This is a genomic window from Treponema pallidum subsp. pallidum str. Nichols, assembly GCF_000410535.2.
GTDB classification, from domain to species: Bacteria; Spirochaetota; Spirochaetia; order Treponematales; family Treponemataceae; genus Treponema; species Treponema pallidum.
Genome location: NC_021490.2, coordinates 202,940 through 219,811, shown reverse-complemented (window position 1 = coordinate 219,811; position 16,872 = coordinate 202,940). Strand labels below are relative to the sequence as shown.

The following is a 16,872-nucleotide window of genomic DNA, read 5'->3' as shown; positions in this document are numbered from 1 at the left end:
CATCCTGACCTCTCAGCATACCCTGCCTGTCACTCCGAAGGGCCATCCCCACGATCGGGCTCTGTCTGCTCTTCAGGAGTGAGCACCATAACCTTGGCATGCCGGAGGATACGGTTCCTAACCCTATATCCTTTTTGTAGCTCTGCCCCTACTATCTTCTCATGCACAGAAGCGGAAGGACTCATACTCAAAGCCTCATGGAGATTTGGATCGAAGCGCTCCCCGAGCACCGGGTAATACTCAAGACCATACTTTGTCTCAAGCACTGAGGAGAGCTGCTTGCGGATCATAAGAACACCCTCTCGGAAGGCAGATGAAGCCTCCACCTCTGTACTCGACGCGTGATCCGCCGCTTCAATAGCACGGTCAAAGTCATCCAAGACAGCGACGATGTCGGCAAGCAGCGCCGCGTACGCGTGTTCCACCGCCTCCTGCCTTTCCCGCAACGCACGCTTCCGGTAGTTTTCGAGGTCGGCAGCCTTGCGCAGGTACTGCTCCTGCAAAACATTCACGCGCTCGCGCAGGGTCTCTTCAGAGGCACCTGTCTCCAACTCCTGACTATGCTCCCCAGGAACAGAACCCTCCCCCGATTCAACCGGTACAGGATCAGACGCGCGAAGGCTATCTGCCCGCTCCAAGGCCTCGTCACAACCTGAGGCAACTCCCTGCCCCTGAACGTCGCCGCCGCACACTTTCTTCTCCTTTTTTGCCATAACACCCTCGCGGTAATGCCGTAAAAGTAACGAGAGACGCCGCCCTCGGTCAAGAAAACACCTATTTACCGTCTGACTACACCGACCACGATGCGACCTGCATCCCAATGGTAACTGCCAAGCACAGAAACGGACAACCACCTAACGTCCTTGGGACGGAACCTCATATCACGAGGATGCGCGATCAAGCTCCAGGCTGCGCATCCAAACGTCTCTTCCTATTCTGGAGAGTCGCGCGCCCAACCTTGGAAACCTTGACCTTCTTACCATCAATCTCGCACTCATACAGGAGCTTTACCCCCGTCTGCCCAGTCACCGGACACACGCCACGGCCACGACCGACCATACCCCGGATCCCCTTTCCACGATGAGCCTTCGACATACCACCCCTCCATTGCCCAACTGCTATTCTTTCTTCTTTCCTATTTTTTGAGACTGACCGTCTGGAACCGTCCCACTGACGCGCGAAGCATCCTTCTTCCCAGCTCCTTTTCTTGCAGGCACACTATCAGTACGCGCGCGTTTTTTGAGGCTTTTTTCAAAGGTATAGTCAACCAATTCCAACACAACCACATGTGCCGCATCCCCCTGCCTGAGGCCCAACTTCAATATGCGCGTATACCCCCCCTCACGTTCCCGCATGCGAGGTCCGATATCCGCAAATAACTTGTGCAACACAGCCTTATCCCAAATAAAACGGGCCACCTGGCGCCGGTTATGCACAGAGTCAGACTTAGAACGCGTAATTAACCTCTCTGCCGCGCGCCGCACCTCGGCAGCTTTCGGCTTCGTCGTGGTGATCCGCTCAAACTTAAAAAGAGAAGTAACCATATTGCGACGGAGCGCACGCCTATGCGCAGCCATACACGAAAGCGGGTTGAAACCGGTCCTATGCCTCATCTATTTCTTCCTTCTGTCGCATCAGTCTACTAACAACCCCCACATGGTTGTAGTCAGCCATACCCAGACGCAAGTTATATTCCTGCAACTTGCCCTGTATCTCACTTAAACTTTTCTTACCCACATTACGCGTATTCGCAAGTGTCTGCTCAGAAATCCTTGTCAACTCCCCCAGCGTCTTGATTCCCATAGTTAAAAGGCAGTTACGCGCGCGCACTGAAAAATCTACATCAGCGATTTTCGTGTTCAACAGCTCCAGAACGGCAGGGTCATCCTCTTCTGGCTCGTCCTCCAGGTCGAGCGCGGTCTCGTCAAAATTAACAAAAACTGTAAAGTGCTCCTTGATAATTTTCGCTGCCTCGGCTATCGCGTCTTCGGGACGCACCGTACCATCTGTCCACACTTCAAGGGATAACTGATCGTAATCCCCCCGCTGACCTACACGGCAAGACTGAATATCATAGCGGACTCTCAACACGGGACTAAAAATTGCGTCAACAGGGATAACCCCAACTAAATCGGCATACCGATCGTGCGATTCAGCAGGTACATACCCACGCCCGAATTCGACGTGTAGCTCTACTTCAACATGCGCACCGTCCATCATTTCCATGATGAGCAGGTCTTGAGACAGAACCTCGAGTTGAAACTTCTTAGCAAAGTCCTTCCCCGTCAAAGACACCGCGCCGCGAAACTCATACGTGAACGTACTAGACTCTGCCCCCTGCGGCAGGAGAAAACGCAGACGCTTAAAATTATTTAGAATCTCGAGGGTATCTTCCCGTACGTGGGGAATCTGTTCAAACTCGCTTGAAATGAAGTGCGCAACCCCGTCCGCATCAAAGGACGTGATGCGAACCCCGGTGACCGCATACCCCTGGATAGAAGAGAGTAAGACGCGCCGCAAACAGTTACCAACAGTGGTGCCAAAACCAGTCTCAAAAGGAGAGGCGGTGAACTTCCCATAACACTCGCTTGAGTTCTCCGAAAGAAACTCCAGCACCTTAGGTCTTTTAAAACCCTTCAAAAGATTTCTACGAGGCATGCTCACTCCTTTTATCAGATGCGGCGAGTTTTACGCGGACGACAGCCGTTATGTGGAATGGGTGTGATGTCGCGAATCGAACGCACCCTCAGTCCCATGGTACCAAGCATTCTAATTGCTGACTCACGCCCAATACCCGGCCCTTTGACAAACACATGTACTTCACGCAGTCCGCACTGCTGCGCTTTCTGTACCGCAGCTTCCGCGACCGTCTGTGCTGCAAAAGGAGTAGATTTCTTTGCCCCATTAAACCCAAGGCCCCCGGACGAAGCCCAGGAGAGCGCATTTCCTTGCAGGTCAGTAACCGTTATGATGGTGTTATTGAAAGTCGCCTGGATATACACGTTCCCCTCGTACACATTCTTTTTTTCTTTACGCTTCTTTGTGACCGCCACAATGCCCTCCTGATCCCTTACTTTTTCTTTCCAGCGACGGTTTTTCTCTTACCCTTGCGTGTGCGCGCATTTGTTCGCGTGCGCTGCCCACGAACAGGCAGCCCCTTTCTATGTCTTAGCCCTCGGTAACACCCAATATCCATCAACCTCTTGATATTTAAGGCAACCTCAGTTCTCAGACGACCTTCCACTTTGTATTCTCTATCGATAATTGCACGGACAACTGCAAGCTCATCTTGACTCAAATCGTTTATCAGACAAGCAGAACTGATGCGGGCCTTCTCACAAATAGTCCTGGCGGATGAACGCGAAATACCATATATGTAAGTTAACGCAACGCTGACATGCTTATTAGGAAGATCAACCCCCGCAATACGCGCCATACCTCGTCTACCCCCTTAGCCCTGACGTTGCTTGTGCTTTGGATTCACACAAATCACCCGGATAATACCGAAACGCTTAATAAGCTTACACTTATCACAAATAACCTTTACGCTCGTCCTTATCTTCATGAACTCACTCCTCGTATACATCCTTTCGCAAGTACCCGCTACAAACTGCGCGGTAGCACTTTGCCACGCCCTCCCAACCCCTCACGCTGCCGCATTTTCAACTGCGCCTCAATCTGACTCATAGTGTCTAGATCCACCCCTACCAGAATCAACAGAGAAGTACCGCCCATCAGTAAGGAAATAGAGGACGGAAACCCAAACGCAGCTTGAATCAAGGTGGGCAGCACTGCGATCATCCCAAGATACAACGAACCGGGAAGTACCAGGCGGTTCAAGATCCCTTGTAGATATTCTTCCGTCTTATCCGCACGAATACCCGGAATCGTACCTCCGTTCTCGCGAATCTGCTTTGCTATCTCAGTCGGGTTAAGGGTGACTTGCGTGTAGAAGTACGCAAAAAACACAATCAAAACTACATAGAACGCGTTGTACCACCAACTGTTCGGTCGTAAGAACTGCGCAAGCTGATGCAGAAAGCGCACGTTCGGTCCAATACTGCTGGCTATCTGCAGGGGAAATGTCAAAAAAGATGAGGCAAAAATAATCGGAATTACGCCCGAAGGGTTTATTTTAAAAGGGATATACGTGCTCTGACCACCGTACATTTTCCGCCCGACCACACGCCGCGCATAATGAATTGGTATTTTTCGTTGCCCCTGCTGCTCATACACCACCAGCACAATAATTCCTACAAACATCACAAACGCAACGATCACAAACACCATATTCAATTCGCCAAGACGCTGCAGCCTCCACATCTCTGCAAGCGCATGAGGCAAACGCGCGACAATACCCGAAAAAATAATCATTGACACACCGTTACCAATGCCTCGCGCTGTGATCTGTTCCCCAAGCCAAAGCGTGATCATACTCCCTGAGGTCACCGTCAGCATGGTGACAAACAGATGCACGGCGTAGCTCTGAATAACAATGGCACCGGGAATCTGATTTGCGTAAACGGTTACCGCAGAAGACTGTATAAGACACACAAAAACCGTTGCAACACGTGTCCAAAACTGAACGCGACGTCTCCCCCCTACATCTTCTACAACCTTCTTAAGACTTGGAAAAACAATCATCGAAAGCTGCATGAGAATCTGCGTCGAAATGTACGGCATCACTCCCAGCATAAACACTGAAAAATTCGAGAACGCCCCGCCTACAAAAAAATCCATGTAGTCTGCAAAAGCATTTCCCCGAACCTGAGATCGGAAATAAGCAGAAAGCGCACGCGGGTCCACACTCGGAACTGTCAGCACCGAGCCAAAGCGAAACACCGTCAACACGCTAAGCGTGAAAAAGATACGCGCACGCAGCTCCCTTATCCGGAACACCGCTGCAAAAACACCCTGTTTCATATACCGCTCATCGTTCCTGCGCTTCAATACACTCCACTGAACCGCCCGCCTGCTGAATCTTCTCCTGTGCACGAGCAGAAACCCGGTCCACCCGCACCACAATAGACTTTGTCAGCTCTCCGTCTGCCAAGATTTTGATGAAGGGGACCCGCCCCTTTACCAAGCCCTTCTCAATGAGAGTCTGTCTGTTGACCGTCTCCCCTGGAGCATAGACAAACTCAAGCGCGCCCACATTAACTACCGCGTATTCCTTTTTGAAAGCACAGTTAGAAAAACCCCGCCGCGGCACACGCCGATATAGCGGCATCTGCCCACCCTCAAAACCTACATAAGCCTTATGCCCCGCACGGGCCTGCTGTCCCTTAGTACCCCGCCCAGACGTGGTACCCCGCCCAGAGGAGGACCCACGACCCACGATACGACGCGCCCTATTAGCCCCCTTCGGAGCAATCAAATGGAAATCCGCCACTAACCTAACTCCTCCACCCGCACCAGGTGCGAAACAGCTCGCACCATCCCCAAGACGGCAGGACTCCCGTCTTTCTCCACCATTGAATGCAACTTCCTCAAACCCAAAGACCGAACCGTCCGACGCACCGGCTCCCTCTGACCGATCGTACTCCTCACCAGCGTTATACGCACCCTCTTTGTCATGCCTACCCCCACATATCCACGAGTGCCTTCCCACGCTCACGTGCCAACTTTCTTGCATCCATCAACTGCGCAACCGCCCCAAACGTTGCACGAACCACGTTGATAGCAGAATTCGAACCCAAAGACTTAGACAGCACATCGGTTGCACCTGCAACCTCCATGATAGCACGCACGGTTCCACCAGCAATAATACCCGTACCTGAACAGGCAGGGCGCAGTAACACCAGAGAGCCCTTAAACTTAGCTTGTACTTCATGCGGGATGGTACCATCCTTGAGCGGAAAGAGCACCATACTCCGCTTCGCCCTTTCAACACTCTTCCTAATTGCCTCGCTCACATCCCCGGCTTTACCAAAACCAAACCCCACGCGGCCCTTTTGATCACCAACTACCGTGAGTGCCGAAAAGGAAAACCGACGTCCGCCCTTTACTACCTTTGCCGTGCGGTTCAGCTTGATTAATTTCTCGGTAAACTCTTTGTCTCGAAGTCTGTCTTTGCCAAAATCCCTGTGACGATCCATACGCTCTCCTAGAACTTAACTCCTGCCTTACGTGCACCATCTGCGACGGCCGCCACTACCCCGTGGTACAAGTACCCATTTCGGTCAAAGATAACCGTGTCAATGTGTTTCTCTAAAAGGCGCCTGCCGATCTCTTCTCCTATCTGCAAACCAGAAGAAACATTTGCCCTAAGCAGAACAAAATCCTTCTCAAGAGTAGAAACTGACGCAAGCGTGCTACGCGCGTCGTCGTCAATGACCTGCACCGAAATGTTCCGATTACTTCGGAACACCGTCATCCGAGGGCGAACCGCCGTGCCATACACCCTCTTCCTAATATGAACCTTACGCTTCATCCTCTTTCGCTGTTTATCACTGCACTTCCTTAGCATGCGTACCTCTACTTTACCCCTGACTTTCCTACCTTACGCACAATGGTCTCGTAATCATAGCGAATACCCTTACCCTTATACGCCTCAGGCAACCGCAGCCTACGAAGTTGCGCTGCGAACTCCCCCACTCTTTCCTTACTTACACCGGAAACAATAACCCTCGTGGAAGACTCAACCCGCACCTCAATACCAGAGGGAATGAGCACTGTAAAGTCATTGGAGTAACCCAATGCCATCACCAGCACCCGCCCTTGAACCTCAGCGCGGTACCCGATACCCGTAATTACCAATGTCTTAGAAAACCCTTCGCTTACCCCAACTACCATATTGCTCAAAAGCTTGCGATACAGCCCATGACATGCACGCGCGCGCTTGGAATCATCACACCGGGCAACAATTACGTATTCCTGCTCAACACGAACCGTAACCACTGGGAGAAACGCACACGAAAGCACCCCCTTTGGACCCTCGACCTCAACCACCCCAGAAGAGACTCGCACGTGCACACCGCCAGGAACAGACACAGGAACTTTACCAATTCTTGACACTACAGCCCCCTACCAAACTTTGCAAATCAGCTCACCACCCACACGCTGCTCCCTTGCATGCCTGCCAGTGGTCACCCCTAGAGAGGTAGAAACAATCAAAGTGCCGTACCCGTTATACACACGACGAAGCGTCTTGTACCCCGAGTACACACGGCGGCCCGGAGTAGAAATCCGCTCGATACCGTGAATAACCGACGTTTCGTTATCGTCATACTTAAGAAACACACGAATACAACCGGAACCATCCTCCTCTACTTTCCTGAAGTTCCTGATATATCCTTCCGTTTTCAGTATTTTCACAACCTCAACTTTCAACTTCGAAGAAGGTACATCCACTTTTTCATGTCCCGCACGCGCCGCGTTACGTATCTTCGTGAGCATGTCTGCAACAGGATCCGAAACACCCATACTCTCCCTCCTTTCCTACCAACTCGACTTCGTTACCCCAGGGATTTGACCCTCGCTCGCCAGCTTTCTAAAACACAGGCGGCACAATTGAAATCTCCTCATGTACCCGCGGGGTCGCCCACACACCCCACAGCGGTTGTACCTGCGCGTAGCGTATTTCGGAGTTGCTTTTGCCTTATTGATCATTGCTACTGTCGCCATGAAATCCTCTCTTATTTTCTAAAAGGCATACCGAGCTTCGTAAGAAGAGTACGAGCCTCCTGATCTGTCTGCGCAGATGTCACTACATTGACGTTCAAACCGCTAATTCGCTCGATTTTGTCAAAGTCAATTTCAGGAAAAATAATCTGTTCCGTAATACCCATCGAGTAATTACCATGTCCATCAAACCCACGAGGACTTACCCCACGAAAATCCTTTACACGAGGCAGAGCAACATTGATGAGCCGGTGGAGAAACTCATACATCCTACTACGGCGCAGAGTCACCATCACCCCAATCTCATTGCCTTCACGCAGCTTAAAATTCGCAATACTCTTGCGCGCCCTAGTCTTTACTGCATGCTGGCCACTAATAACACCCAAATCTGCTACTGACGCGTCCAAAAGCTTCCGATTAGCGAGCGCTTCCCCGAGACCCATACTCAACACTATCTTCAACAGCTTAGGAACCTGCATCACCGTCGAGTAACCAAAATCCCGCATCATATCCGGAACAATCTGCTGCACATACCGGACTTTCAGTTCAGGTATGCAAGAATGATCGGTCATAGCACCTCTCCTGTTTTACGACATACCCTCACTTTCTTACCGTTTTCCATCCGATACCCCACGCGCGTAGGCCCCTTCTTGCCCATAATCATAACGTTGGAAATATGAATAGGAGCTTCAACCTCCATGATACCCCCCTCATCCTGAGCACTCTTTCTACGAATCGTCTTTTTGCGCATGTTCAAACCCTGCACCAAAACGCGATCTACGTCGCGGAGCACACGCAGCACTGCACCCCGCTTACCCCGATCTTTGCCGGCAATCACCAATACCATGTCATCCTTGCGAATCTTTACCGTCTTCCCCATCACTTTCCCCTTCACAAAACCTCAGGAGCTAAAGACACGATTTTCGTAAAATCCATATCCCGCAGCTCCCGCGCAACAGGACCAAAAATACGCTTCCCCTTAGGATTTCCATTAGCATCGATAACAACACAGGCATTGTCGTCAAATCGAATATAAGTACCGTCTACGCGACGATATTCCTTAGAAACTCGTACAATGACGGCCTTCTCTACTGATCCTTTCTTAATCACAGAAGTGGGAAGTGCATCCTTCACTGCCACCACGATGATATCCCCAACACTCGCGTACCGGCGACGGGATCCACCCACCACCTTAATACACTGCACCAACCTGGCTCCAGAATTATCCGCGACGTTCAACCGCGACTGCACCTGAATCATGACACAAATCCCTTACTTCGCTCGTTCAACAATCTCTACCAACCGCCAGCGCTTACGCCTACTCAAAGGACGACTCTCGGCAATACGCACCACATCCCCTGCCCGCGCGGTATTTTCCTCATCATGAGCCTGATACTTTTTGCTCCGCGACACGTACTTCTTATACAACGCGTGCAACTTCTTTGTCGTAATCCGAACCGTAACGGTTTTGTGCATCTTGTCACTGGTCACCAGCCCGACAAGGGTGCGCCGCTCAGGCCTTTTCACCGTACACTGCTCCATCACTCCCGAACCCCTCTCTTTTCTAGTTCAGTCAACTCTTTATGTCGCAAAAAAGTATTAACCGCCGCAATTTGACGACGGAGAATCCTTTTCATAAGCTTGTTGTCAACATGCTCAACAACAAGCTGAAAGCGCAGATCCAAGTATTTTCTCTCAAGCTCACGACGCCTCGAAAGAAGCTCAGAATATGATAATTGCGCACACCCACCCCGACCCATCTTACAGCTCCCCTCTAAATTTCCTGTACGCGTTCGGCAAACCGCGTCTTGATTGGAAGTTTACTTCCTGCCAGAAGCATCGCCTGCTCTGCCAACGCTCGTTCTACACCCATTAGTTCAAACAGAACAGTACCTGGCTTTACTACCGCAACCCAATACTCAGGCGACCCCTTTCCTTTTCCCATACGCGTCTCTGCAGGCTTCTTGCTGTATGGCTTATCGGGAAAAACACGAATCCACAACTTACCCCCGCGCTTAATCCTTCGGTTTAACGCTACACGAGCCGCTTCGATTTGTCGGCTCGTCAACCAAAACGGCTCAAGACACACCAGCGCGTACGCACCAAAATCAACCGCATTGCACCGAGTGGCATCCCCCTTCACCCTCCCCCGCTGTACCTTTCGGTACTTTACCCGCTTGGGACTAAGCGCCATACCTCAACCTCTCTCCGCATGCGTACGCTCGTCGCGCACCAACTCGTCAGACTTTTGGCCACTCTCCCTGCGCGATCGCCGCAACAGAGAGCCTACATCTTTGCGACACTCATTCCCGTACATCATCCCTGAGTATAGCCACACCTTTACCCCGATACTCCCATAAGTCGTATGTGCCTCGGCAAAACCATAATCAATATCTGCGCGCAGCGTGTGCAGAGGCGTACGCCCCTCTTTTATCTCCTCAGTGCGAGACATCTCAGCACCACCCAAACGCCCCGAAACTCGAATTTTTACCCCTTGAGCACCAGACTTCATCGTCCCCGCACAGGCCTGCCGCAAACACTTACGAAAAGAAACACGCGCCGTGAGTTGGCGAGCAACATTCTGCGCAACCAAGTAAGCATTTAACTCCATGCGCTTGATCTCTTTTACCTTGATTTGAACCTTCTTATTCAAACGCTTTTGAACCTCAGCGCCAATCTTTTCTATATTTACACCCTTTGCTCCAATAACTACTCCAGGGCGCGCGGTGTGCATCACTACCGTCACTCGCTGGGGATGACGGACAATCTCCACCTCGGCAATATCCGCATTTTTGCACTCAGGAAAGGAGCGAATCATGCTACGAATCCTTAAATCCTCATGCAGCAACGCCGCGTACTCCCGAGGACCTGCATACCACCTAGAAGACCATACTTTATTGATCCCCAGTCTCAGACCGATTGGACTAACCTTTTGACCCATCTTTCGTCCTCACACTTTCCTCTACCACAACAGTGATGTGACACATCCGCTTCAACTGAACATCTCCCCGCCCCCGTCCCCGGCACCACAGACGCTTCAAACGAGGCCCCTCATCTATCTGAATGTCACGCACGAACAAGCGCTCTTCATCAAGACGCTTGTCCCGATCAATTGCATTCGAAGCCGCTGACTTCATGACCTTGGAGATTAAACGTGCACCCTTGTGCGGTAAGTGTCCCAAAAGCGCCATCGCGCGCACATACGGCTTGCACTTCACCACATTCGCAACCGGACGCACCTTTGTCGGAGACGCAACCAAAAATTTTGTCTTCGCTCGATACGTGACACGCTCAGTCATCAGTTCACCTACCTTCCCACTTTCTTGTCAGAACCGCTATGCCCACGGAACACACGAGTCGGAGAAAATTCACCCAGCTTATGCCCCACAAACTCCTCCGTAATGTACACTGGGATCCACGACTTGCCATTGTGCACCGAGATAGTGAAGCCCACCATTTCAGGGATAATGGTGGAACAACGCGAATACGACTTGATCACCTTTTTATTTCTCTGATTAGCCGCTTTGTTCATCTCGACAACTCGCTTATACAGCTTTTTATCAACGAAGGGACCTTTCTTCACCGACCTAGACATACCCCCCCCTTACTTTCTCTTTGACACGATAAAGCGATCGGATACCCTGCGCTTCTTGCGCGTCTTGTATCCTCGACACGGCTGCCCCCAGGGAGTTACTGGGTTACGTCCCTTACCACGCCCTTCACCACCACCTAACGGGTGATCCACAGGATTCATAGCCATACCACGAACTGTCGGCCGCACCCCACGCCAACGCGCACGACCTGCCTTCCCCAAAGCCGTGTTCATATGATCCTCATTACCTAATTCACCAATAGTGGCATAGCACCTGCGATGCACCAGACGCGCCTCCCCAGAGGGCAAACGAAGCATCACATAGCCACCGTCCTTTGCCGCAATCACCGCCCTGGTGCCTGCAGAACGCGCGATCTGACCACCCTTACCGATCGTAAGCTCAACGTTATGCACCGTAAAACCAACTGGAATTACCCCGAGTGGCAGCGCGTTCGCGGGCTCTAAAGGGACCTTCTCTCCGCTAACGACCTGCTGTCCCACCTTCAAACCCTTGGGTGCGAGTATATAGCGCTTCTGACCATTCGCGTAAAACACAAGCGCGATGTTCACACTTCGATTCGGGTCATACTCGATAGTCTTTACCGTGCCAGGTATGTCGTGCAAATCACGTTTAAAATCGATATCACGGTACCTCCGCTTATGCCCACCCCCACGATGACGCACCGAAATCCTACCCCCAGCACCCCTGCCCGCCTTGGCAGGCTTACCGCGTGTAAGACTCTTTTCGGGCGTGCGCGCGGTAAGCTCCGCACGACACAGATCAACACGCCCCCGCAAGCCCGCCGTCATAGGCCTATACATCTTCAACGCCATCCCCGTCTCCTTCGGTCACCGCTCTGGCACCTTACGCAGCTACCGCAGCTTACCGCTATGCACGCTCAAGAACACCAATTGACTGTCCTGCTGCAACGTGCACGATCGCCTTCTTCCACCCAGACGTCCTACCGGTCCGATGACGAACACGCCTCTTCTTCCCAAAGACATTCATTACCGTACACCGCCTAACCGTTACTCCAAAAAGCTGCGTCACCGCCTGCTTAATCTGAATCTTTGTCGCACGAGCTGCAACACGGAACACGTACTTACCCTGTTGCCGCAGCGCATTCGACTTCTCCGTAAGCACCGGAGCAATCACTACATCAGTATGTTCCATCTTGTGCAGCATCCTTTGACCGATAGAAATCCGCGATCTTATGTACCGCAGTCTCCAAAACCAATACCTTGCGCCCGTAGAAAAGGTCGTGCGCGCGCAAACGGTTGTACGACAAAAAACTGAGCGTTGGAATATTTCTCCCCGCACGCTTCAACAACGCATCATCATTTTGCAAGATGAAAACGGTACGCTCCCTTTGTGCAAAATGACGCAACACCTGTATCAGATCCCTAGTTTTTCCACTTTCGACCGTAAAGTCCTCAATCACTGTCAGCGCATCCCCCTGCGCCTTTAAACTTAGGAGAGACTTCATGGCCAAACGCTTCACCTTCTTCGGGAGAGCATAGTGAAAATCACGCGGCTTAGGACCAAATATAGTACCACCCCCCACCAGAAGTGGAGACTTCTTATCTCCGCGGCGAGCACGACCCGTACCCTTCTGCTTATAGGGCTTGGTATTCGAACCATGCACTTCGGAACGTCCCTTAGTACACGCAGTCCCCAAGCGCTTGTTACTCAACTCACTATTTATCGCGTAATAAATCACACCCCGGTTCACCGAAAGCCCAAAGACACTCTCATCAAGCTCAACTGACCGCAGCGCAACACCTTCAACCGAATACACTGTCTTTTCCACTGCGTATACACCCCTATCTTTCACGCTTGACCGCGGTCCGCAGAAACACCGTGGCCTTGTTTCTACCTGGCACCGCACCGCGCACCATCACGACACCCAAACCCACATCAATCCGTTCAATACGCAGATTCTGCACCGTCACCCGCTCAGCCCCCATACGTCCCGGCATTTTTACGTTTTTAAACGTACGGCCAGGACTCGTACACTGCCCGGTGGAACCCGCTTCACGATGAAACTTCGATCCGTGAGAAGAGCGACCTCCGCTGAAACCCCACCGCTTCACTACTCCCTGAAATCCTTTTCCTTTTGAGAGAGCACACACATCAAGATAACGCACGGACTCCAATACACGCACATCGAGCACTTGCCCAACCGAAACGTCCAACGTAAAGCCCCGAAACTCCCTCATGACCCTCACCGGCGGTATCCGCTCAGCGAACTGTCCAGCATATGGCTTTGAGATACGACTTTTCTTCATGCACCCTGTGCCAAGTATCACTGCAGAGTAACCGAAGCGCTCCACATCCTTCAGTCCTACCACCACGTTGTGCTCCACCCGAATCACCGTCACCGGCGTAACACAACCCCGTGCGTCAAAAATCTGGGTCATACCAACTTTCTGGCCGATTAAACCAACCATCACCTACCTCTTCCGTATCGCAACGCACAGACAAAACACACACGCCTCACTGCTTTATCCGCACATCCACTCCTGCAGAAAGCTCTAAACCCATAAGCGCATTCATCACTTCCTGAGAAGGTTCGATGATATCAATCAGCCGCTTGTGCGTACGCATCTCAAACTGTTCCCTCGACTTCTTGTTCACATGAGGAGAGCGCAAGACCGTAAACTTGTGCATCCTAGTCGGAAGCGGAATAGGTCCGAGCACCTCAGCGCCCGCCTTCTGCACCGCGTGCACGATCGCGCGCGAACTTTGATCCACTAGCTCCACGTCAAATCCGCACAGTTTTACCCGAATTCTCTCCCTGGCCATAACCCCTCCATCAGCCTAAAACCGCACCCACCTTGCAAAATAACTCCAAACACACTCCGCGCCGCAAACGCCTACAACAAAATCTCTGTCACCTGACCAGAAGCAATAGTGCGCCCCCCTTCACGAATCGCAAGCTTCAGACCCTTGTCCATAGCTATCGGGTGGATGAGCTCACCTATAATCTTGGTGTTATCCCCCGGCTTCACCATGTCTACCCCTTCAGGAAGAGAAATCGTACCGGTAATGTCAGTAGTTCTAAAATAAAACTGCGGACGATAACCTTGAAAAAAAGGACTGTGACGGCCACCCTCTTCCTTAGAGAGCACGTAGATCTGCGCCTCAAACTTGGTGTGTGGCTTAATAGAACCGGGCTTAGAAAGCACCTGACCGCGCTCAACCTCTTTTTTATCCACCCCGCGCAAAAGCAGCCCCACGTTATCACCTGCAATTCCCTGATCAAGCAACTTATTAAACATCTCAATGCCAGTAACCACTGTTTTCTTAGTGGGCTTAATCCCGACGATCTCGACCTCTTCATTCAGACTAATTACCCCACATTCGATGCGCCCCGTGACAACGGTACCACGCCCAGAAATAGTGTACACATCCTCGATAGAGAGCAAGAAAGGTCTTGCGTCGTCACGCACTGGGTCTTCAAAGTAGGAATCCATGGCCGCAAGCAGTTCCTCAATACAAGCTGCATCCTCCGGGGAAGCGCCATCCTGCAGAGCTTTAAACGCAGACCCCTTGACGATAGGCGTCTCACGCGAAAACCCATATCCAGCAAGCGCATCACGCACCTCTTCTTCCACCAGCTCTAGCAACTCAGGATCATCAACCAAATCAACCTTGTTCAAAAAAACAATGATGGAGGGAACACCAACCTGACGGGCGAGCAGAAGATGCTCCTTCGTCTGTGGCATAACGCCGTCAGGCGCAGACACGACGAGAATACCACCGTCCATCTGCGCAGCACCCGTGATCATATTCTTCACATAGTCCGCGTGCCCAGGACAATCAATATGCGCGTAATGACGACGATCGGACTGATACTCAAGATGACGCGTGTTAATGGTGATCCCGCGCGCTTTCTCTTCGGGCGCATTGTCAATCTCGTCGTATTTTAGTTGCTTATCACCGAACTTCTTTGCACAGTACGAGGTGATCGCCGCAGAGAGCGTTGTCTTCCCGTGATCGACGTGCCCAATAGTACCCACGTTCATGTGAACTTTAGTGCGCGCGAACTTTTCCTTGGCCATGAAAATCCTCCTCAAAAGATCTGTGGCACAGATACGGCGGACCCCGCACGCCCGCACGCAACAAGGAGGCACAAAAAAGCGAAACGAAGGATCGACAGCGCTACAACCAAACGGGCCTCTCAGGCACCGCGCACAACCAGCGCGGGATCCAAGCGCATTGCGCACGCTTGAAAGGGGACCCACCTGAACACCATCAAACCAACATTTGATGACTGGTTTGGCATCCTCTTGCGTCCCACCGCGGGCGCGCAAGTCCGGTATTTTGCGGCCGATGGTAATAAGACAAACGCAGGCTGTCAAGCTCTTCCAAAGGAAATATACCCGAATTCAAATAGTACACGGCGTACCCATTCTCACGACCACTCACGTGCGCGCAAGTTCTGCAAACGCCTCTCGCAAAAAACTGTCCAGAAATACCCGTGCCTGCGCACTCAAACGCAATGACGTCGCCGTCCGCTGCATTCGGCCATGACACTGCCACCGCGCGATTGTTTTGCCAATGTACGCTTCAATTCCCTTCCCGAACCGCGCACGAAATGTAACCACATCCAGTCCCTGTTCAAGACGTAATCCCATTAACAATGCTTCTTGCACACACATATGTTCTGTAAGGAATTCGTGCTCATACACATTTTCCCGACACACTTCTGCTAAGTATTGGCCAAGATGTTTCCGCACCGTGCTGCGGATCGCCCACGCCCCCTCCTTTGATAAAGAAAGGTTGACAAAACGCGTGCCAACTGCGCCAGGCCCCACCCCTGCGTGCGGTGCCATCCGCCAATATGCTCTGTTGTGCGCGCTCTCGTCCGCCGCAGTACGTGCAAAATTCGAAAGCTCATACCGGTTAAATCCTGCACGCACCAGATACGCGCTGCCGTGTGCCCAAAGCGCTGCAATTCGCTCCTCTTGCGTTTCAGTCGGATGCGGTACACACAACCCATATAGCGACACGTGTCTCAGCCCAAAAGACAAAAGCTCATCTATATCCTCACGCACCATTCGCGCCGTTTGCCCGCGCAATCCAGCGATGAGATCTGCTGAAATACGCACCCCGCCAGAGAAAAAGCGCGCATTTGCCGTCATCACGCGGAGCGCGGTACGAGCACATTCAGCAGAGGCTGCACGACGCTCCGCACGCAACACCTCATCACGCAGACTTTGTACCCCAAGGGATAAACGGTTTACTCCGCCTTCTGCACACGCACACAAAAACTCTTCGGTCACATCCTCAGGATTCACCTCAAGAGTGAACTCCTGAATCGGATACCGCTGCGCGGCGCGTAACGCTACGCAAAAATGACGAATGTCCTGCGGTGCCAATAGCGAAGGGGTACCTCCACCCATATACACTGTCTGCCACCCCTGGACCCCAAAGCACTCCCGCTGCAATGCCACATCCTGTAGCAGCCGATCGATAAAATGCGGACAAGGCTGATGAGGCCTAAAATAGGTTGAACGCACCAGGGAGTAAAAATCGCAGTAAGCACAGCGTTGCGCACAGAAGGGGATGTGCACGTACAAAGACGCACCGACCTCAGAAGACATGATAAAAGGAACAGCACGATGCGCAGCACGCACCACAAATGCGGCGC

General features: G+C 51.9%; 31 protein-coding genes. All 31 read right to left on the bottom strand.

Annotation, left to right across the window (positions count from 1 at the left end; translation table 11 throughout):
• Positions 1 to 29: 29 nt before the first annotated feature.
• The 31 genes from TPANIC_RS01070 to TPANIC_RS00925 all read right to left on the bottom strand — a co-directional run bounded on the left by TPANIC_RS01070 (position 30) and on the right by TPANIC_RS00925 (position 16,861).
• Positions 30 to 692: a nucleotide exchange factor GrpE gene (locus TPANIC_RS01070; RefSeq protein WP_010881663.1), complete on the bottom strand. Its 663-nt coding sequence runs from the start codon at positions 690 to 692 to the stop codon at positions 30 to 32.
• Positions 693 to 897: 205 nt separating this feature from the next.
• A complete protein-coding gene (locus TPANIC_RS01065) occupies positions 898 to 1,095 on the bottom strand; it encodes a hypothetical protein (RefSeq protein ID WP_010881662.1) in 198 nt (65 codons plus the stop codon).
• Between the two features lie 23 nt (positions 1,096 to 1,118).
• The gene (rplQ, locus tag TPANIC_RS01060; RefSeq protein WP_010881661.1) at positions 1,119 to 1,613 is read right to left on the bottom strand and encodes a 50S ribosomal protein L17; all 495 of its coding nucleotides are present in this window, start codon (positions 1,611 to 1,613) and stop codon (positions 1,119 to 1,121) included.
• Positions 1,603 to 2,658, bottom strand: a complete 1,056-nt coding sequence (gene rpoA / locus TPANIC_RS01055) for a DNA-directed RNA polymerase subunit alpha (protein WP_010881660.1) — start codon at positions 2,656 to 2,658, stop codon at positions 1,603 to 1,605. The genes rplQ and rpoA overlap by 11 nt, the downstream gene beginning before the upstream one ends.
• Positions 2,659 to 2,672: 14 nt before the next feature.
• Positions 2,673 to 3,053 carry a 30S ribosomal protein S11 gene (gene rpsK, locus TPANIC_RS01050; RefSeq protein WP_010881659.1) on the bottom strand — a complete coding sequence of 127 codons (381 nt, stop codon included), beginning with the start codon at positions 3,051 to 3,053 and terminating at the stop codon, positions 2,673 to 2,675.
• Positions 3,054 to 3,070: 17 nt separating this feature from the next.
• A complete protein-coding gene (gene rpsM / locus TPANIC_RS01045; protein WP_010881658.1) occupies positions 3,071 to 3,436 on the bottom strand; it encodes a 30S ribosomal protein S13 in 366 nt (121 codons plus the stop codon).
• A 15-nt stretch (positions 3,437 to 3,451) separates the two neighbouring features.
• Positions 3,452 to 3,565: a 50S ribosomal protein L36 gene (gene rpmJ / locus TPANIC_RS01040; protein ID WP_010881657.1), complete on the bottom strand. Its 114-nt coding sequence runs from the start codon at positions 3,563 to 3,565 to the stop codon at positions 3,452 to 3,454.
• Positions 3,566 to 3,603: 38 nt separating this feature from the next.
• Positions 3,604 to 4,923, bottom strand: a complete 1,320-nt coding sequence (gene secY / locus TPANIC_RS01035; protein WP_014342781.1) for a preprotein translocase subunit SecY — start codon at positions 4,921 to 4,923, stop codon at positions 3,604 to 3,606.
• Between the two features lie 7 nt (positions 4,924 to 4,930).
• On the bottom strand, positions 4,931 to 5,392 hold the full coding sequence (gene rplO / locus TPANIC_RS01030) for a 50S ribosomal protein L15 (protein WP_010881655.1): 462 nt from the start codon (positions 5,390 to 5,392) through the stop codon (positions 4,931 to 4,933).
• The gene (rpmD, locus tag TPANIC_RS01025) at positions 5,392 to 5,577 is read right to left on the bottom strand and encodes a 50S ribosomal protein L30 (RefSeq protein WP_010881654.1); all 186 of its coding nucleotides are present in this window, start codon (positions 5,575 to 5,577) and stop codon (positions 5,392 to 5,394) included. The genes rplO and rpmD overlap by 1 nt, the downstream gene beginning before the upstream one ends.
• 2 nt (positions 5,578 to 5,579) lie before the next feature.
• Positions 5,580 to 6,098 carry a 30S ribosomal protein S5 gene (gene rpsE / locus TPANIC_RS01020; RefSeq protein WP_010881653.1) on the bottom strand — a complete coding sequence of 173 codons (519 nt, stop codon included), beginning with the start codon at positions 6,096 to 6,098 and terminating at the stop codon, positions 5,580 to 5,582.
• Positions 6,099 to 6,106: 8 nt separating this feature from the next.
• Positions 6,107 to 6,469, bottom strand: a complete 363-nt coding sequence (rplR, locus tag TPANIC_RS01015) for a 50S ribosomal protein L18 (RefSeq protein WP_010881652.1) — start codon at positions 6,467 to 6,469, stop codon at positions 6,107 to 6,109.
• 8 nt (positions 6,470 to 6,477) lie between these two features.
• A complete protein-coding gene (rplF, locus tag TPANIC_RS01010; protein WP_010881651.1) occupies positions 6,478 to 7,017 on the bottom strand; it encodes a 50S ribosomal protein L6 in 540 nt (179 codons plus the stop codon).
• Between the two features lie 9 nt (positions 7,018 to 7,026).
• Positions 7,027 to 7,425, bottom strand: a complete 399-nt coding sequence (gene rpsH, locus TPANIC_RS01005; protein WP_010881650.1) for a 30S ribosomal protein S8 — start codon at positions 7,423 to 7,425, stop codon at positions 7,027 to 7,029.
• Between the two features lie 15 nt (positions 7,426 to 7,440).
• Complete coding sequence (locus TPANIC_RS05225) at positions 7,441 to 7,626, bottom strand: type Z 30S ribosomal protein S14 (protein WP_010881649.1); 186 nt, start codon at positions 7,624 to 7,626, stop codon at positions 7,441 to 7,443.
• A gap of 11 nt (positions 7,627 to 7,637) precedes the next feature.
• Positions 7,638 to 8,195, bottom strand: coding sequence for a 50S ribosomal protein L5 (rplE, locus tag TPANIC_RS01000; protein ID WP_014342323.1), 558 nt, complete (start codon positions 8,193 to 8,195; stop codon positions 7,638 to 7,640).
• Positions 8,192 to 8,503 (bottom strand): 50S ribosomal protein L24, encoded by a 312-nt coding sequence (gene rplX, locus TPANIC_RS00995; protein WP_010881647.1) that lies wholly within the window; start codon positions 8,501 to 8,503, stop codon positions 8,192 to 8,194. Before rplX ends, rplE begins: the two co-directional genes overlap by 4 nt.
• An 11-nt stretch (positions 8,504 to 8,514) precedes the next feature.
• Complete coding sequence (rplN, locus tag TPANIC_RS00990; RefSeq protein ID WP_010881646.1) at positions 8,515 to 8,883, bottom strand: 50S ribosomal protein L14; 369 nt, start codon at positions 8,881 to 8,883, stop codon at positions 8,515 to 8,517.
• A 12-nt stretch (positions 8,884 to 8,895) separates the two neighbouring features.
• Entirely contained in the window at positions 8,896 to 9,150 is a 255-nt protein-coding gene (gene rpsQ / locus TPANIC_RS00985) for a 30S ribosomal protein S17 (RefSeq protein ID WP_010881645.1), read from the bottom strand.
• Positions 9,151 to 9,164: 14 nt separating this feature from the next.
• Complete coding sequence (rpmC, locus tag TPANIC_RS00980) at positions 9,165 to 9,383, bottom strand: 50S ribosomal protein L29 (RefSeq protein WP_010881644.1); 219 nt, start codon at positions 9,381 to 9,383, stop codon at positions 9,165 to 9,167.
• Positions 9,384 to 9,397: 14 nt separating this feature from the next.
• Positions 9,398 to 9,817, bottom strand: coding sequence for a 50S ribosomal protein L16 (rplP, locus tag TPANIC_RS00975; RefSeq protein WP_010881643.1), 420 nt, complete (start codon positions 9,815 to 9,817; stop codon positions 9,398 to 9,400).
• 3 nt (positions 9,818 to 9,820) lie between these two features.
• A complete protein-coding gene (gene rpsC / locus TPANIC_RS00970; RefSeq protein WP_010881642.1) occupies positions 9,821 to 10,564 on the bottom strand; it encodes a 30S ribosomal protein S3 in 744 nt (247 codons plus the stop codon).
• Positions 10,548 to 10,922, bottom strand: a complete 375-nt coding sequence (gene rplV / locus TPANIC_RS00965; RefSeq protein WP_010881641.1) for a 50S ribosomal protein L22 — start codon at positions 10,920 to 10,922, stop codon at positions 10,548 to 10,550. Before rplV ends, rpsC begins: the two co-directional genes overlap by 17 nt.
• An 8-nt stretch (positions 10,923 to 10,930) precedes the next feature.
• A complete protein-coding gene (rpsS, locus tag TPANIC_RS00960) occupies positions 10,931 to 11,218 on the bottom strand; it encodes a 30S ribosomal protein S19 (protein ID WP_010881640.1) in 288 nt (95 codons plus the stop codon).
• 9 nt (positions 11,219 to 11,227) lie between these two features.
• On the bottom strand, positions 11,228 to 12,049 hold the full coding sequence (rplB, locus tag TPANIC_RS00955; RefSeq protein WP_010881639.1) for a 50S ribosomal protein L2: 822 nt from the start codon (positions 12,047 to 12,049) through the stop codon (positions 11,228 to 11,230).
• A gap of 55 nt (positions 12,050 to 12,104) precedes the next feature.
• The gene (locus tag TPANIC_RS00950; protein ID WP_010881638.1) at positions 12,105 to 12,389 is read right to left on the bottom strand and encodes a 50S ribosomal protein L23; all 285 of its coding nucleotides are present in this window, start codon (positions 12,387 to 12,389) and stop codon (positions 12,105 to 12,107) included.
• Positions 12,376 to 13,026 (bottom strand): 50S ribosomal protein L4, encoded by a 651-nt coding sequence (gene rplD / locus TPANIC_RS00945; protein ID WP_010881637.1) that lies wholly within the window; start codon positions 13,024 to 13,026, stop codon positions 12,376 to 12,378. Before rplD ends, TPANIC_RS00950 begins: the two co-directional genes overlap by 14 nt.
• 13 nt (positions 13,027 to 13,039) lie before the next feature.
• Positions 13,040 to 13,666, bottom strand: coding sequence for a 50S ribosomal protein L3 (gene rplC / locus TPANIC_RS00940; protein ID WP_010881636.1), 627 nt, complete (start codon positions 13,664 to 13,666; stop codon positions 13,040 to 13,042).
• Positions 13,667 to 13,712: 46 nt separating this feature from the next.
• Positions 13,713 to 14,021, bottom strand: a complete 309-nt coding sequence (gene rpsJ, locus TPANIC_RS00935; protein ID WP_010881635.1) for a 30S ribosomal protein S10 — start codon at positions 14,019 to 14,021, stop codon at positions 13,713 to 13,715.
• Between the two features lie 71 nt (positions 14,022 to 14,092).
• Positions 14,093 to 15,280, bottom strand: a complete 1,188-nt coding sequence (gene tuf, locus TPANIC_RS00930) for an elongation factor Tu (RefSeq protein ID WP_010881634.1) — start codon at positions 15,278 to 15,280, stop codon at positions 14,093 to 14,095.
• A 363-nt stretch (positions 15,281 to 15,643) separates the two neighbouring features.
• A complete protein-coding gene (locus TPANIC_RS00925) occupies positions 15,644 to 16,861 on the bottom strand; it encodes a coproporphyrinogen-III oxidase family protein (protein WP_014342317.1) in 1,218 nt (405 codons plus the stop codon).
• Positions 16,862 to 16,872: the final 11 nt, after the last annotated feature.

What these genes read in the sequence shown, in the direction of transcription:
- TPANIC_RS01065 (WP_010881662.1), bottom strand. Translation starts at nt 1,095, where the DNA reads ATGTCGAAGGCTCATCGTGGAAAGGGGATCCGGGGTATGGTCGGTCGT.
- rplQ (WP_010881661.1), bottom strand. Translation starts at nt 1,613, where the DNA reads ATGAGGCATAGGACCGGTTTCAACCCGCTTTCGTGTATGGCTGCGCAT.
- rpoA (WP_010881660.1), bottom strand. Translation starts at nt 2,658, where the DNA reads ATGCCTCGTAGAAATCTTTTGAAGGGTTTTAAAAGACCTAAGGTGCTG.
- rpsM (WP_010881658.1), bottom strand. Translation starts at nt 3,436, where the DNA reads ATGGCGCGTATTGCGGGGGTTGATCTTCCTAATAAGCATGTCAGCGTT.
- rpmJ (WP_010881657.1), bottom strand. Translation starts at nt 3,565, where the DNA reads ATGAAGATAAGGACGAGCGTAAAGGTTATTTGTGATAAGTGTAAGCTT.
- secY (WP_014342781.1), bottom strand. Translation starts at nt 4,923, where the DNA reads ATGAAACAGGGTGTTTTTGCAGCGGTGTTCCGGATAAGGGAGCTGCGT.
- rpmD (WP_010881654.1), bottom strand. Translation starts at nt 5,577, where the DNA reads ATGACAAAGAGGGTGCGTATAACGCTGGTGAGGAGTACGATCGGTCAG.
- rpsE (WP_010881653.1), bottom strand. Translation starts at nt 6,098, where the DNA reads ATGGATCGTCACAGGGATTTTGGCAAAGACAGACTTCGAGACAAAGAG.
- rplR (WP_010881652.1), bottom strand. Translation starts at nt 6,469, where the DNA reads ATGCTAAGGAAGTGCAGTGATAAACAGCGAAAGAGGATGAAGCGTAAG.
- rpsH (WP_010881650.1), bottom strand. Translation starts at nt 7,425, where the DNA reads ATGGGTGTTTCGGATCCTGTTGCAGACATGCTCACGAAGATACGTAAC.
- TPANIC_RS05225 (WP_010881649.1), bottom strand. Translation starts at nt 7,626, where the DNA reads ATGGCGACAGTAGCAATGATCAATAAGGCAAAAGCAACTCCGAAATAC.
- rplE (WP_014342323.1), bottom strand. Translation starts at nt 8,195, where the DNA reads ATGACCGATCATTCTTGCATACCTGAACTGAAAGTCCGGTATGTGCAG.
- rplX (WP_010881647.1), bottom strand. Translation starts at nt 8,503, where the DNA reads ATGGGGAAGACGGTAAAGATTCGCAAGGATGACATGGTATTGGTGATT.
- rplN (WP_010881646.1), bottom strand. Translation starts at nt 8,883, where the DNA reads ATGATTCAGGTGCAGTCGCGGTTGAACGTCGCGGATAATTCTGGAGCC.
- rpmC (WP_010881644.1), bottom strand. Translation starts at nt 9,383, where the DNA reads ATGGGTCGGGGTGGGTGTGCGCAATTATCATATTCTGAGCTTCTTTCG.
- rplP (WP_010881643.1), bottom strand. Translation starts at nt 9,817, where the DNA reads ATGGCGCTTAGTCCCAAGCGGGTAAAGTACCGAAAGGTACAGCGGGGG.
- rpsC (WP_010881642.1), bottom strand. Translation starts at nt 10,564, where the DNA reads ATGGGTCAAAAGGTTAGTCCAATCGGTCTGAGACTGGGGATCAATAAA.
- rplV (WP_010881641.1), bottom strand. Translation starts at nt 10,922, where the DNA reads ATGACTGAGCGTGTCACGTATCGAGCGAAGACAAAATTTTTGGTTGCG.
- rpsS (WP_010881640.1), bottom strand. Translation starts at nt 11,218, where the DNA reads ATGTCTAGGTCGGTGAAGAAAGGTCCCTTCGTTGATAAAAAGCTGTAT.
- rplB (WP_010881639.1), bottom strand. Translation starts at nt 12,049, where the DNA reads ATGGCGTTGAAGATGTATAGGCCTATGACGGCGGGCTTGCGGGGGCGT.
- TPANIC_RS00950 (WP_010881638.1), bottom strand. Translation starts at nt 12,389, where the DNA reads ATGGAACATACTGATGTAGTGATTGCTCCGGTGCTTACGGAGAAGTCG.
- rplC (WP_010881636.1), bottom strand. Translation starts at nt 13,666, where the DNA reads ATGGTTGGTTTAATCGGCCAGAAAGTTGGTATGACCCAGATTTTTGAC.
- rpsJ (WP_010881635.1), bottom strand. Translation starts at nt 14,021, where the DNA reads ATGGCCAGGGAGAGAATTCGGGTAAAACTGTGCGGATTTGACGTGGAG.
- tuf (WP_010881634.1), bottom strand. Translation starts at nt 15,280, where the DNA reads ATGGCCAAGGAAAAGTTCGCGCGCACTAAAGTTCACATGAACGTGGGT.